Origin of the sequence: Marinococcus luteus, assembly GCF_034497705.1 — a bacterium.
In the GTDB taxonomy this organism is placed as follows: domain Bacteria; phylum Bacillota; class Bacilli; order Bacillales; family Marinococcaceae; genus Marinococcus; species Marinococcus luteus_A.
This window is the reverse complement of sequence record NZ_JAXRUV010000010.1, coordinates 31,482-46,299: the sequence shown is the minus strand read 5'-3', so window position 1 is coordinate 46,299 and position 14,818 is coordinate 31,482. Positions and strand designations below refer to the sequence as shown.

11 protein-coding genes and 1 riboswitch are annotated in these 14,818 nt (G+C 48.6%); of the genes, 8 read left to right on the top strand and 3 right to left on the bottom strand.

All coding sequences use genetic code 11. The features are described 5' to 3' along the window. Positions 1-112: 112 nt before the first annotated feature. From Q9M42_RS13795 to Q9M42_RS13780, 4 genes are read left to right on the top strand one after another with little or no spacing between them, the layout of a single operon-like run. Positions 113-1,567, top strand: a complete 1,455-nt coding sequence (locus Q9M42_RS13795; protein WP_322527039.1) for a PTS mannitol transporter subunit IICB — start codon at positions 113-115, stop codon at positions 1,565-1,567. Between the two features lie 12 nt (positions 1,568-1,579). Continuing rightward, positions 1,580-3,670, top strand: coding sequence for a BglG family transcription antiterminator (locus tag Q9M42_RS13790; RefSeq protein WP_322527038.1), 2,091 nt, complete (start codon positions 1,580-1,582; stop codon positions 3,668-3,670). 19 nt (positions 3,671-3,689) lie between these two features. Next, positions 3,690-4,130 carry a PTS sugar transporter subunit IIA gene (locus Q9M42_RS13785; RefSeq protein ID WP_322527037.1) on the top strand — a complete coding sequence of 147 codons (441 nt, stop codon included), beginning with the start codon at positions 3,690-3,692 and terminating at the stop codon, positions 4,128-4,130. Beyond that, the gene (locus Q9M42_RS13780) at positions 4,127-5,272 is read left to right on the top strand and encodes a mannitol-1-phosphate 5-dehydrogenase (RefSeq protein WP_322527036.1); all 1,146 of its coding nucleotides are present in this window, start codon (positions 4,127-4,129) and stop codon (positions 5,270-5,272) included. The genes Q9M42_RS13785 and Q9M42_RS13780 overlap by 4 nt, the downstream gene beginning before the upstream one ends. An 89-nt stretch (positions 5,273-5,361) precedes the next feature. Here the strand turns inward: Q9M42_RS13780 and Q9M42_RS13775 are convergent, their stop codons facing one another. Next, positions 5,362-8,595 (bottom strand): DEAD/DEAH box helicase, encoded by a 3,234-nt coding sequence (locus tag Q9M42_RS13775; RefSeq protein WP_322527035.1) that lies wholly within the window; start codon positions 8,593-8,595, stop codon positions 5,362-5,364. Between the two features lie 159 nt (positions 8,596-8,754). On the opposite strand from Q9M42_RS13775, the gene Q9M42_RS13770 reads away from it, so the two are divergent. Continuing rightward, the gene (locus Q9M42_RS13770; protein WP_322527034.1) at positions 8,755-9,375 is read left to right on the top strand and encodes an HD domain-containing protein; all 621 of its coding nucleotides are present in this window, start codon (positions 8,755-8,757) and stop codon (positions 9,373-9,375) included. A gap of 43 nt (positions 9,376-9,418) precedes the next feature. Here Q9M42_RS13770 and Q9M42_RS13765 read toward each other — a convergent pair whose 3' ends face one another. After that, positions 9,419-10,060, bottom strand: a complete 642-nt coding sequence (locus Q9M42_RS13765; protein ID WP_322527033.1) for an HAD family hydrolase — start codon at positions 10,058-10,060, stop codon at positions 9,419-9,421. 277 nt (positions 10,061-10,337) lie between these two features. On the opposite strand from Q9M42_RS13765, the gene Q9M42_RS13760 reads away from it, so the two are divergent. Together Q9M42_RS13760 and Q9M42_RS13755 are read left to right on the top strand one after the other, a co-directional pair. Further along, a complete protein-coding gene (locus tag Q9M42_RS13760) occupies positions 10,338-11,789 on the top strand; it encodes a SulP family inorganic anion transporter (RefSeq protein ID WP_322527032.1) in 1,452 nt (483 codons plus the stop codon). Between the two features lie 46 nt (positions 11,790-11,835). Then, the gene (locus Q9M42_RS13755; protein WP_322527031.1) at positions 11,836-12,255 is read left to right on the top strand and encodes a universal stress protein; all 420 of its coding nucleotides are present in this window, start codon (positions 11,836-11,838) and stop codon (positions 12,253-12,255) included. A gap of 52 nt (positions 12,256-12,307) precedes the next feature. Here the strand turns inward: Q9M42_RS13755 and Q9M42_RS13750 are convergent, their stop codons facing one another. Then, positions 12,308-13,198: a Cof-type HAD-IIB family hydrolase gene (locus tag Q9M42_RS13750; RefSeq protein ID WP_322527030.1), complete on the bottom strand. Its 891-nt coding sequence runs from the start codon at positions 13,196-13,198 to the stop codon at positions 12,308-12,310. Positions 13,199-13,328: 130 nt separating this feature from the next. Continuing rightward, positions 13,329-13,426, top strand: a riboswitch (purine riboswitch). 61 nt (positions 13,427-13,487) lie between these two features. On the opposite strand from Q9M42_RS13750, the gene Q9M42_RS13745 reads away from it, so the two are divergent. After that, complete coding sequence (locus Q9M42_RS13745) at positions 13,488-14,765, top strand: NCS2 family permease (protein ID WP_440972330.1); 1,278 nt, start codon at positions 13,488-13,490, stop codon at positions 14,763-14,765. Positions 14,766-14,818 lie beyond the last annotated feature (53 nt).

The following is a 14,818-nucleotide window of genomic DNA, read 5'->3' as shown; positions in this document are numbered from 1 at the left end:
CCCATAGAATAAAGGTGTAAGCGAATACTAAAAATGAACGGTCCATACTTCATCAAGAAATTATTTCATTATTGTCATCAATATATTTGGACCAAAAAAAGGGGGAAACACAATGAGTGCATCAACAGAACATGCACCGCAGAAAAAAAGCATCCGTTCAAGGGTTCAGAAGTTCGGCAGCTTTTTAAGCAGCATGATTATGCCGAATATCGGTGCTTTTATTGCATGGGGGCTGATTACGGCATTATTTATCGAATCCGGATGGTGGCCGAACAAAGACCTGGCAGTCCTCGTCGATCCGATGATCATTTATCTGCTTCCGCTTTTAATTGGTTATACGGGCGGGAAAATTGTCCATGACGTGCGCGGCGGGGTCGTTGGCGCAGTTGCCACAATAGGCGTTGTGGCCGGAGCAGAAATTCCAATGTTCCTCGGAGCTATGGCAATGGGCCCACTTGGCGGTATTGCCGTTAAAGGATTTGACAGACTCGTCGAAGGGAAAATCCGCCAGGGCTTTGAAATGCTCGTAAACAACTTTTCTGCAGGAATTATCGGCTTCTTTCTGGCTATCTTCGGTCTTCTTGCCATCGGGCCGATCGTACAATGGTTAACGAGCGTTTTAAGCGGAGCAGTAGACTTTCTGGTCAACACAGGCCTGCTGCCGTTAACGAGTATTATCATTGAACCGGCAAAGGTACTGTTTTTAAACAATGCTATCAACCACGGTGTGTTGAGTCCGATTGCAGCAGAACAGGTATCTTCTGCAGGGAAATCAATTCTGTATCTGCTTGAACCAAACCCAGGTCCCGGTGTAGGGATTCTGCTTGCATTTGCAATATTTGGCACAGGAATTTCGAAAGCTTCCGCTCCGGGTGCTATGATTATTCAATTCCTGGGCGGTATTCATGAAATTTACTTCCCGTATGTATTGTCGAAGCCTCTTACCATCCTTGCAGCTATCGCAGGCGGTATGACCGGGGTATTCACGTTCTCCCTGTTCAACGTTGGCCTTACAAGTGTTCCGTCACCAGGGAGTATTTTCCCGGTACTCGGTCTTGCAGCCCCTGGAGATTTCATCGGAGTGTTACTTGGCGTAGTGCTTTCAGCCGCTGTATCCTTCATTATTGCTTCCATGATTTTGAAGTTCAGCTCCAATGAAGGAGAAACTCTTGAAGAGTCCACAGCAAGGATGGAAAGCATGAAAGGCAAAAAAAGCTCTGCGGCTTCTGCACTTCATTCCAATGCAGATGCAGCTGAAGCAGGCAGCAGTGCATATTTGGATAAAGACGTTAACAAAATTGTCTTTGCCTGCGATGCCGGTATGGGATCGAGTGCTATGGGAGCATCCGTCATGAAGGACAAAGTGAAAAAGGCGGGTCTCGATATCAGCGTGACGAACACGTCGATCTCGAACATTCCGGACGACGCGGACCTGATTATTACGCACAAGGACTTAACCGAACGAGCACGGCAGAAACGGCCGGACGCTGAACACGTCTCGGTGGAAAACTTCCTTGGAAGCGATAAGTACGATGAAGTGGTTGAAGATCTAAAAACAAGAGAATAAGGAGGGAAACCGATGGAATACCTCACAGGCCGGGAACGCGAACTATTGCTGCATCTTCTGCATCATCAGGAGCTAACGCCAGTGGCTGAAATAGCTGAAGAAATTAACGTAAGCTCCCGGACCATCCATCGGGACCTTGATAAGCTGGCAGACTGGCTTGCCAGCGAACAGGTTGAACTCGAAAGACGGACAGGAAGCGGAGTGCGGCTGAAGGGGGCGGAAGAGGATATCGAAGAAATCAAACTTCGTCTCCAGCGTCCCGCCGTTATTGAATATACGCCGGATGAACGCCGGACCCTGCTGATCTGTCTCATTCTTGAATCGGACGGCCCAATAAAATTAACAGTGCTCGGTGCAGAATTAAAAGTAACTATAGCAACAATCAGCCAGGATTTGGATAAACTCAAAGACTGGCTTGAGCTATTTTCACTCACGCTTGTTAGACGCAGAGGCTACGGGGTGGAAGTGCAGGGAGCGGAAGCAGCTAAACGCCGGGCGATGAGCAGTCTGATTGCAGAAAATGTGGAAGAAAAGGAGCTGCTCAGCTCGATCCGCCACCACATTTACGAACGAAATGTGCAGACCGAACAGGGCCGCGTAGCTGAACGTCTGCTTGATATGGTTGGAGAAAACCACTGGTCGACGGTGGAGCAGGTGCTGTCAAACATGCAGGACCAGCTTCCGCAGAATTTTGCCGACAGTGCTTATATCGGACTGATCGTCCATTTAACCCTGGCGATTGAGCGGATTTCTGTAGGAGAGAGTATTGATATTAATGCGGACTACATGGAGAACCTGCGGGACACAAAAGAGTTTGCGATTGCAGAGGCCATCATTCAAAAGCTTGAACGTGTGCTTGAATTCTCCATTCCAGAAGCGGAAATTGGCTATATTACAATGCATCTGCGGGGGGCAAAGCTCCGGACGCCGGTGGAAAACCAGCTGGAGGTGGATCACCTCCCGGTGGCCTTAAAAGCAAAAGCGCTGATTCATGAGATGGAAAAATTAACGGGAGAACCGCTTGGGAAAAATCATTCCCTTTATGAAGGGCTGGTTGCCCATCTCGAGCCGGCATTGTACCGGCTTAGTGAAAACATGAGAATCCATAATCCACTGATGGATTCTATTAAAGAAAATTATGCTGAGTTGTTCGCAAATCTTCGTCAGGCAGCGGATACCGTATTTACTGAAAGCTATCTTCCGGATGCCGAGGTCGGTTTTCTGGTCCTGCATTTCGGAACGGCAATAGAGCGTGAAGAAGCCGCCGACCCTCTGCATGCGCTTGTCGTATGCTCGAGCGGCATCGGCTCCTCGAAGCTGCTTGAAAGCCGGCTGCGAAAAGAAATTCCCGTGCTCGGAGATCTCGAAAATGTGAGTCTGCTCGATCTCGAAGAAATGAATATGGACGGCTACGATTTAATTATCTCTACCATTCCCCTGGATCCGCAGCCACTTCCACATTTAGTTGTTCATCCTTTTCTAAATGAAGAAGATACGAGAGCAGTCCTCCGAGCAGCGGACTCGATCTACCGTCAGCAGAGCAGAGCCGGGGTGTCAGTGAAGCGGAAGGAAGCGCATGAAAAAACAACCAGTTTATATGAAATACAGCTTTGCGTAGATTTAACCGTACAGATGTATCACCGCTTTTATATGAGAAAAGTGGCGGGTGGACAGAACGCGGAACAGGCAGTTCATTGGATCATGGATGAGTTAAAAAAAGAAAATATCGTTCAGGATGCCGGAAGTATCGCAAAGGAAATCTGGGAAAAGCAGGCGAAGGGCTTTGCGATTCCGGGCACCAATGTAGCGTTGTTTCATACAAGAAGCGCTCTGGTGAATGAACCGTCTCTGACGCTGTGGGGGCTCGAAGCGCCACAGGCTCTGACAGCCATGGATGGCAAAACCACGGACGTTGACCGTATTCTGGTCATGCTTGCACCGGAACAGGAACGAAAAGAAGTATTTGAGCTGATGAGCACCATCAGCGAAGAGATGTTGATGAATCCCGATCGGCTGGATGTCCTCAGGAGTGGGGAAGAAAATGACATTCAAAAGCATATTGATGAAGTTTTTCGGGAATGGTTGAAACGGAAAATATATTAAGGAGAAGGAGAGAAATCATATGACTAAACCAGTACTGCAGCAGGAAAATGTAAAATTGAACGTATCGCTCGGAGGTAAGGAAGAAGCCATCCGTGAAGCGGGAGGCGTTCTTGTCGATAATGGATACGTGCAGCAAAACTACATTGACAGTATGCTCGAGCGCGAAAAAGTAACATCGACCTTCATGGGGAATGGCGTTGCGATCCCGCATGGTACGGAGGATTCGCGCGAATGGGTGGACCATTCCGGTTTGTCAGTCATTCAGGTACCGGACGGGGTGGACTTTGATGGCAATAATGTACGAATTCTAATAGGTATTGCCGGAAAAGGGGATGAACATCTGAACATTTTATCGAAGATTGCGATTGTATGTTCTGATGAAGATAACATTGAAAAAATGGTCCAGGCTTCATCCAAAGAAGAGCTGCTCGAGGTGATCGGAGAGGTTGAACTTTCATGATAGCTCTACAAATAGGCGCTGGTAACATTGGCCGTGGCTTTATTGGGCAGGTGCTCTCTGATGCTGGGTATGAACTGTATTTTGCAGATGTAAATGATACTTTAATCGAGCAGCTGAAGGCCAAAGGGGAGTATGTGGTAGAGCTCGCCGAAGACGGAGCTTCTGCGCAAACCATTTCTGGAGTTCAGGCCTTTCACAGTGCGAAGGAGGAAGAGGCTCTCGTACAAAAACTGTCGGAAGCGGATTTGATTACCACGGCCGTCGGACCGGCAGTATTAAAGCATGTAGCACCTGTTATTGCAAAAGCATTAAAACAAAAAGCTGCTGAAGGGCATGCCAGCCCAGTTAATATAATTGCCTGCGAAAATATGGTGGCCGGAACGGCGGAATTGAAGAAATATATCTGGGAACAGCTGACGGAAGAGGAAAAAGCAGAAGCTGCTACTTTTGCCGGGTTCGCTAATGCTGCAGTAGACCGCATTGTTCCGAACCAGCCTGAGGGCCAGGGGCTGAAGGTAGTCGTCGAGCCATTTTTGGAATGGGCGGTGGAAGCACCTTCGCTAAAGGGAAAAACTCCGAATATACCGGCAGTGACTTATGTGGATGACCTGACCCCGTATATTGAGCGGAAGCTGTTTACGGTAAATACCGGTCATGCAGCCCTTGCCTATGTCGGCTTTTTATACGGATGTGAAACGACGAAGGAAGCGATGGATCATCCGGAGGTGGCCGGCGCCTTTGAAGCGGCTATTCGGGAAACGGGCCGCCTGCTGCAAATTAAGCATGGGTTCGGTGAAAAAGAACAGAACGAATACCAGGCAAAAATCAAAGGACGGTTTTCAAACGAATATCTTTCCGATCCCGTGACCCGGGTGGGCCGCGGGCCGATCCGGAAGCTCGGTCCGAAGGATCGTTTAGTCCGTCCTGCGGTAGAGCTGCAGGAAGCCGGGGAACGTCCGGAAGCACTGGCTTTTGTTATCGCCGCCGCTCTTCAGTTTAACGTAACTGAAGACGGGGAGGCCGCAGAGCTTCAGAACACAATCGACCGGGAAGGATACAAAGGGGCTTTGAGCCATTACGCTGAGCTTCCTGTTCATCACCCGCTGGTTGAATTGGTTGCCGGATATCTTCCGGAACAATAACAGTACCTAAAGAAGCAGAAGCATCCAATCGGGCGCTTCTGCTTCTTTATTTTATATGGAATAATCTCCTCCAGAGCATCCACCGCTAATCAGGTTTCCTGCGCTTTTCCTGTTAACAGGAGGCGGATATCATTTTCGCTTAGCGTGTTCAAGCTGCTCTGTTCATCAGTAATGACCTGGTCATACAGGTGTCGTTTTTCCTCCTGCATGTGCTGAATTTTTTCTTCGATGGTTTCATGAGTAATCAGCCGTATTACCTGAACTGTTTTAGTCTGGCCGAGACGGTGGGCGCGGTCGGCTGCCTGCATTTCCACTGCCGGATTCCACCATAGGTCATACAAAACTACGGTGTCCGCGCCGGTAAGGTTAAGGCCGGTGCCGCCAGCCCGTAATGAAATCAAGAAGACGTCCGGGCCTTTTTCTTCGTTGAAGGTTTCAGCAAGTCGTACCCGTTCCTCTCCCGGAGTGCTCCCATCAAGATAATAGTAATCGATGTCTTCCTCTGCCAGACGATTTTTAATCAGAGCCAGCATAGAGGTGAACTGGGAAAAAACGAGAACCCGCTGTCCGTTGGCCGTGCCCTCATGAAGAATACGAACGAGTTCTTCAAGCTTTCCGGATGAGCTTTGATATTCGGGCTCCACAAGCGAAGGGTGGCAGCAGATCTGCCGCAGGCGGGTCAACAGGGAAAGAAGGTGCATCCGGTTGGAGTCTGCTCCTTCTTCAAGGAGAGCGCCCGCCTCCTGCTGCACGTTCTGCAGCGTTTTTTTGTATATGTCCGCCTGACTCGTTAACAGATCACAGTAAGTGGTCGTTTCAACCTTCTCAGGAAGCTCCTGGAGCACTTCTTTTTTCGTGCGGCGCATAATAAAGGGAGATGCTCGATCTCTCACCTCTTCGGGACTCCAGAAAGAAAACAGCTTTTTGTTTGGAAACAGCCCGGGCATCACGACGCTGAATATCGACCGCAGCTCATCAAGCCTGTTTTCCACCGGAGTACCACTCAGCGCAAAGCAGTATTTACTCCGGAGCTGCTTTACGGCTTTTGCTGTTTTAGATCCGGCATTTTTGACCGCCTGGGCCTCATCGAGCAGAACGCCGCGGAAAAATGTTTCTTCGTACCATTCAACGTCCCGGCGGAGCAGAGGATAGGAGGTAATGAAAATATCACTCTGCTGCTGAATCTGCTGCTCCCGTTCTTTTTTGCTTCCGGAAACAACTGTGGCATTTAAAGACGGAAAAAAGCGCTCGGTTTCTTTTTTCCAATTATATAAAAGTGAGGAGGGAGCGATGATAACAAACGGTTCTCCCCCGGGGTTCTCTTTGCACTCTGTCGCAATAAAGCCCAGCGCCTGCAGCGTTTTTCCAAGACCCATATCGTCTGCCAGAATGCCGCCAAAGCGGTAGGCAGCGAGCTGCTTCATCCATTGGATTCCTTCACGCTGATACGTCCGCAGCTTTACGCCGCTCGGCTCGGCAAGTACTTTATGGTTTTCAGCAGCCCGCCGGATGTTTTCAAGCATGTCATCGACATCAAGGGTCGTCTGCCAGCGGGGAGTGCCAGAAAGGTGTTTGTCCAAATTGAACGCCTGATGGGCCGGATAGCGAACTGCACCCTCTTCTTTGGACTGATCCGGCTTCGGCATTTGCTGCAGGGCGTGGGCGAGGCGCTGCAGCAGCTCATCATCGAGAGGCAGGTACCGGTCGTCATCAGTTATATAGAATTCCTTTCCTTCCTGGATCGCCTTCCAGACCCCAGGTGTTTCTAAAGCGTCTGTTACAGACGAGGTAAGCGACAGCTCCATCCATCCCTCATCGGCATGAATGTCGGAAAGTAACGACAGGCTGTCCCCTGGAATAAGCATATTTTCAACCTCTTCACTCATGAAGATATCCATATAAGGCCGCAGAGCTGCGAGCTCCTTCGATAAAAAACCAATAATATTTTTCGGGGAAGAAAGGACGAAGCGGCCATTTTCCTGAAGGAATCCTTTCTGCTGCAGCCGTTGGAGCTGAAGGTGTTCCTGCTGCCGGTCCCGGGGCATAAAGTAAGAGTCTTCGGCAGACGGAACGGGGTCCGGCCGGAAGGCACTGTACTCTTTAAATCCGTAACGGTAAATTAACTCCCCGGCAATTTTACCTCCAGGACCTTTTGAAAGGTAAAGGGCAGTCTGCAGCGGCTCTATGTGAAGATTTTCCTCCAGCTTCTCATCCATTTCCAGGCAGCGGTGATTCATTAACGGAGCACCCCAGTGTAAAAAGGTATCGTGAAACTCCTGGCGGGAAAAAACGAGGCGCTGCCCTTCTGCCTGCATGAGCATTCGCTGGGCGAAAGCTGCGGTTCGCGCCAGTTCCTTATCCGGGCAGTACAGCTGTCCGTCCCACAAACAATATCTGCTGTCGCTTATAAAAAACGGCGTTTCCTGTTGTGGAGTGGAGAAAGTCAGCGTATCCGATTCCTTTTCATAACTGAGAAAAAAAGAATACGGCCAATTGTCTGTTACGTGCCAGGGTCTTTCACCGTGTGTATCTGTGATATAGGCATTCGGGCAGAGATCGAGCAGGCTGAAAAGCTTTTCGACCGCATAAGGTGGTACCGCGATTTCCTTTTTCGCTCCGCTTCTCGCTATCCACTGCTCCTGAAAGGAGGACCCCCATTCCTCATGCCGAAGCACAGAAGCAAGCAGCTGAAGGACATGAAGGTTTTCTTCTGAAAAATAGTGGGACACAGGATCAAACTTTAAAGAAGGAGTTAGACGGAAGGGAGCTTCGTTTTTCATTGCTTCAATAAACTGATAAATGTTTTTCACAGCGTATCGCTGATTTTCCCCAATCTTCACCTGGACGACTGGAAATAAAACGTCGGGCTTCCGGTTATCCACAGGAAAAGAGATTAAAAAGTCAGCATGTATCTGCGTGCCTACATCCTCCACCCGTGACTGGAACGGCGAAAAGTATTCTAAAAACTGGTTTTTCACAGTATTATCTGCCGCGGGTGTTCTAAAGCCGGATACAGCTGGAGGACTGGTGAAAGCAGGAGCTTCGAGCAGCAAGGCAACAAGGTGGCGGCAGGGTGCAGACGAGGAATGATAAAAACGGTCGCAGGAACAGTAGATTTCCTGAATAGTATGGCTCCCGTCAACGGCAATAAAAACGTCTTCCGGAAAAGGAGTGTCTTTTACGACTGCTTCCACATGCCGGGTCTGCATCAAGGTTTCCTCTGTCATATGGGCGATTTTATATAAATCATACAGGCGTTTGCCTTCTAAATATGTAGTTTCATCGGTCATCTGGCGTATAGCGTCCGGGGTAAATAAAGCCAATTCTCATCCTCCTTGCAACGCTGGAAATACTATCTTCCGTACGTTTTCCATGCCCGTATTTTAGCATATTACTTCTGAAATAAGGGAATAAAAGTACATACAATAACGATTGCAAAAGGTATAATATAAAGAAAGAGATAGTCGGAAGGAGAGGTTCTTATGGATATCAGGCAGCTGATTCATGAAGCGAAACAGGAGGCATGGGCGTTCTTTGCCCATACAGATCCTGCACATGACTATTGGCACACTGAGCGGGTAGCGGCGCTTGCAGGGGACATCGCTGAAAAAGAAGGGGCCGACCCTGATATATGCATTCTCGCAGCCTGGCTTCATGACATAGGGGATGAAAAGCTTCTCGAAGAGGGAGAAGACGGAGAAGAAAAAATCACGCGCTGGCTTGAGCAAAATGAAGCCGATGAAGAATTGAAGCATCATATTATGCAGATTATTTCTTCGATTTCCTTCCGGCACCATAAAGAACGGGCACCGGAGACCCTTGAAGGAAAAGTAGTGCAGGACGCAGACCGCCTGGATGCCCTCGGGGCGATCGGAATTGCCCGTACATTTGCGTATACTGGACACATCCATCAGCCGCTTCACGATCCGCGTCCGGAGTACCGGAACGAGCGAAACAGCGCGATTCAGCACTTCTTCGATAAACTGCTGAGACTGAAAGGCATGATGAATACAGACACGGGACTATCGATCGCTACAAAACGCCAGCGGTTTATGGTCAGTTATCTGGAGGAGTTTTACAGTGAATGGGAAAGAAAAGCATAAAAACAGGGCTGCCCGGTCGACCGGGCAGCCCTTTCTATATTTATCAGGATGAGGGGGCGTTTGTAACATATTCCAAAATTTCTTCGGGACGTTCAAAACGGAGCGTTGGCGACGTGTTTTCCGGGTGAACCGCTCCCCAGCCGGCTAAACCAAAAGCGGTTCCTGCTTTTTCAGCACTTTCACTGTCATGCTGGGTGTCACCGATATAGATAGTATTGGAGGCTTCTGCTCCACTTGTTTCCATAAAGGCCCGGAGCGGTTCCGGAGACGGCTTATGGTGGGTAGTGTCATCTGCGCTGATAATGTAAGAAGCAAACTGCTGCAGTCCGAAGGGTTTCATTTCGTGGTCAAACGCCTCGCGTGTTTTGGAGGTGACGATTCCAACCTGGTAGCCCTGAATGTTCAGTCCTTCGAGCAGCTCCTGGATGCCGGGGAACGTATCAATCAAAAACCGGTTGTCCTCAAGATACATGCTCCATTTTTCCTGTACCGTGCGGCGTTCGTCATCCTGCAGCCCCAGCCGGTCTAAAACGTCCTTCTCCGGCATGCCGAGAAGCGGGCGCAGGTTTTCGTTCTCAATAACTTCTCCCGTAGTTTCCTCCACAGCGCGTCTCAGGGATTTAATAATAGCGTCCTCTGTATTAATAAGTGTTCCGTCTACATCAAAAACAAAAGTACCGTACATATTTACTCCTCCTAATAGATATCTCGCTAATTGGTTTTCCCGAGTTTTTCGGTTTTCAATCAATGGAAAAAAAGCCCGGTATGAGAGAGCGTTTACATAAAAAACTTTCATATGATCTATTGAAAAATTGATGTGATATGCTAAACTTTGATGGTTCGTGACGTTGGTTTTCATACAGATGAAAGCCTGAAAAAAGAAATCATGTGAGGCGCGCAACAGGCCGGAATGCCCGCATGCAATAAGGATAAAGAGTATAAAAAAGAGAGGAGAAAAAAGTTTGAATTTTTCACAACTGAAAATGGAGTGGCTCGGAAACATTAAAGGGGACGTGCTGGCAGGTATTGTCGTCGCTCTCGCTTTAATACCGGAGGCAATCGCCTTTTCAATTATTGCCGGCGTAGACCCACAGGTTGGGCTTTATGCTTCTTTCAGCATGGCGGTAATGATTGCAATTGTAGGCGGGAGACCCGGGATGATCTCAGCAGCTACGGGGGCTATGGCTCTTTTGATGGTAACGCTGGTTGCTGATCATGGCCTGCAGTATCTGCTTGCGACGACCATATTAACTGGAATTATTCAGCTCTTGATTGGTTTCAGTGGACTGGCCCGCTGGATGAAGTTTATTCCAAGGTCGGTAATGGTTGGATTCGTGAATGCTCTCGCTATTCTAATTTTCCTTGCCCAAATAGAGCATTTCCGGGGGAATGGTTTTTGGCCGTTCGTTCTGGCTGGTGTTACCCTTGTCATTATTTACTTGTTTCCAAAGCTTACCGGGGCTGTGCCTTCAACGCTTGTAGCTATCGTTATCGTGAGCATGGTGGCCGTCTTTGGAGGTATTAATGCCAGTACAGTGGGAGACATGGGGACGCTTCCGAGCTCATTCCCTGTATTTCTGCTTCCGGATATACCTCTGACGTTTGAAACACTGATGATCATTCTGCCGTATGCCCTGTCGTTATCTGTGGTTGGCTTATTGGAATCGCTGCTGACTGCGACCATCGTAGACGATATGACAGATTCAGAAAGTAACAAGAACCAGGAAGCTCGTGGACAGGGGATTTCCAACGTCGTTACTGGCTTCTTCGGCGGCATGGCCTCCTGTGCGATGATCGGCCAGTCAGTGATTAACGTAAAATCAGGCGGCAGCGGTAGACTTTCTGCTTTTGTAGCTGGTGTATTCCTGCTGTTTCTGATCCTGGTTCTTCAGGGCCTTGTCGTTCAGATTCCAATGGCAGCACTTGCGGGTGTCATGATCATGGTATCGATCAGCACATTCGACTGGGGATCGCTTCCAATGCTTGCGAAGGCACCTAAAACGGACTCCATAGTTATGGTCGTTGTGGTGGCTACAGTCGTTTATACGCATAACCTTGCGATCGGAGTTGTTGCCGGTGTAATTCTGAGTGCTGTTTTCTTTGCAGCTAAAATTTCAAAGGTTCACGTGAGTAAAACGGTTAAGGATGAAACGACACGCGTGTATCATGTGGACGGGCCGTTGTTTTTCGCTTCAGTAACTGACTTTGTGAAAAGCTTTGACTACAAAGAGAAATTCGATAGAGTGGAAATTGATTTATCACGAACCCACCTCTGGGATGACTCGGCGGTCGAAGCGATTGAAAAAGTCAGACTGAAGTTTAAACAGGAAGGCACTAAAGTACACTTTACAAGCATTAACGAAGAAAGCTCGGAATTAATGCGCAAGCTTGAAGGAATGTCTTCCGGACATTAAGAAGTAAGTACGGGAGAAAGAATTGTTAATGGAGAGGGGAATGTCTGTGTACCAAAAAGTGTTACTAGCAGCAGATGGGTCCGACCATGCCCGCCGTGCTTCAGGGCATGCGGTGAAGCTATTAAAAAATGTGCCGGACGGGCATTTGGATGTCATTTATATTATTGATAAGGATCAGTCCAAATCGGACGTGCTGCATTACGGAAACAAAGAAATTATTCAGATGAAGCGCCGGGAGCAGCTTGAAGATCTCGAAAACGACCTGAAAGAAGCAGGTATTTCCTATGAGGTTCATATTGAACACGGTGAACCAGGGCCGACCATCGTCTCCTTTGCGAATAGCGGAGCGTATGACTGCCTTGTGATCGGGAGCCGGGGACTTAACCAGCTGCAGACGATGGTGCTTGGCAGCGTCAGCCACAAAGTGGTGAAGCGTGTACAATGTCCGGTGCTTGTCGTAAAATAAAACCGCCTGCTGTGGCAAAAGCCGCAGCAGACGGTTTTTTTATTGAATATTTTTAGCGCGGCTCTGCTTTTCGTTTCGTGGAAGAAAGCACGTAGTCATATACAGCCTGAGCTACTCCGTGATCATCATTATGACTCGTCTCTTCATCGGCAAGCAGTTTTACATCCTGTTCGGAATTTTCCATAGCGATAGCAGTGTCGGCGTAGCGGAACATGGATACATCGTTAAAGTTGTCACCGATTGCAAACGTAACTGCATCCTCCCAGCCCGCCTGGATGCGCAGGTGATGGAGGCCGGCCCCTTTTTCAGTATTTGGGTGCATAAATTCCAGATTCTCCCGGCCTGAGGACGTAATGGAAACGTCCTGGCGGATTTTCCACGCGCTTCGGACAGCAGCAAGCTTATCCTCGAGCGGGGAAAGCATCAGAAATTTGTAAATATGCACGTCTTTCCCCTCAATATCTTCGAGTGAGCGGAGCTGATGCATATGGAAGCGCCCCGTATTATATTCCTCCTTACGCTTGAATTCTGCCATGCGTTTGTCATAATCGTTCTCTTCTTTTGCGAACTCATGGGCATCCTCCATAAAATATTGCCAGCCCTTCGGCATGTAAAACATGCCTTTGTTCGTGTAAACATGAAAATAAACACCAAAGTCTTCAAGTGACTGTACGACGCGGAGCGCTGTTTCCTTTTCCATTACGTTTTCATATACGATGGAGGGGCCGCGGTTTACGATGGCTCCATTTAAGGACACAATGCCATCAGCTTCCAGACCGGCATCCTCGAGCAGATGCTCTACGTCTTCAATCCCCCTGCCGGTTGCAATGACAAGCTTATGTCCTTCCGCCCGCATCCGGTTTAATGCTTTGGCATTTTGTGCAGATATATATTTTTTTGAATGGAGAAGAGTGCCGTCCATATCAATTGCTACTACGTTCATTCCTGTCACCTCTTATGTAACGCCTGTGGCGTCCGAATTATACATTTAGAATAACACGAATTGAGAAATGGAAGTTAATAATAGTTGACGAAATGGTCTGAAGAAGCTATACTCCATAATTGGAAGAAAAACTGACAAACAAAAGATGACTCGTATAATCGAACGAACTGGGTTCGATGTTTCTACCGGGAGCCAATTTTCCCGACTACGTGTCTCTGCGTGATCCTTCACGCGGAGGCACTTTTTTATGGTTAAAAATCATATACGGGAAGATAAAGGAGAATGAATGATGCTAAAAAAATTGTTTCAGCTGGAGGACCATCAGACGACGGTAAAAAAAGAATGGACAGCAGGTTTAACGTCCTTCTTTACCATTGCTTATATATTAATCGTCAATCCGGCTATTTTATCTGATACAGGAATGCCATACGAATTTGCCCTTCTCGCTACGGCGCTCGTGACAGCCTTCGGATGTCTTCTCATTGGGCTGTGGGGTAATGCCCCAATCATTTTGACCCCGGGCATGGGTGTAAACGCCTTTTTCGCGTATACACTTGTGATTGGAATGGGCTGGACATGGCAGCAGGGACTTGCGATTGTCCTTCTTTCAGGCGTGCTGTTTTTAATAACGGCGTTAACGCCGCTTGCAGGAAAGCTGGCAAAAGCGGTGCCGCTGTCGCTCAAGCAGGGCATTACAGTCGGTATCGGAGTATTTTTAACCTTTATCGGCCTGCAAAAGGGCGGACTCGTGCAGGGAGACGCGGAAACCTTTGTGGCTCTTGGCAATCTGGCAGAGCCGGCTGCGATGCTGACGCTTTTTGGCCTTGTAATCATGCTGATGCTTGTCGTCCGCAAAGTGAAGGGTGCTTTTCTGATTGGCATTGCGGTTATTTCTATTGCCGCAGGGCTGTTTGGCATCAGCAGCGGCAGCACAGGAGAAGCGGCGGAAACTACCGGTGCCTATGCCTCGGTATTTACTTCAGCTGACTTTTCCGCATGGGCGTCTATTCCGTTTTGGACAGCAGTATTTTCTCTGACTATGATCATCGTGTTTGAAAGTATGGGACTATTACATGGACTGTTGGAGCGTAAAGAAAAATTTGGCCGTTCCTATCAGGCGGCAGCGATCACGGCGTTTGGCAGCGGCTTTCTCGGCACGTCGCCGACAATTCCAGCTGCAGAAAGTGCTGCGGGAGTGGCAGAGGGAGGAAAAACAGGACTGACGGCGGTCGTAACCGGCCTGCTGTTTTTGGTGGCGCTTCTGTTCACGCCGCTCTTAGGATTTATTCCTGAAAGTGCGATTGCTCCTGTTCTGATTATTGTTGGCGGGATGATGGTGCAGGAAATCCGCCATATTTCCTTTGATGATGCCTCCGAATGGTTCCCGGCCTATCTGGTCATCGGAATCATTCCGCTCACGTATTCTATTGCCGACGGCATTGCCTTTGGTTTTATAGCCTATCCGCTGCTGAAGATGGCACTTGGAAGCCCGCGGGCCGTTTCGCCGGTAATGTACGCTATTTCGTTTCTCTTTTTCCTTCATTATGTATTTACCTACATGGTGTAACCCCCGCCTCTCAGGCGGGATTTTTTATTGGCAGAAGCGATAAAAACGCTTAC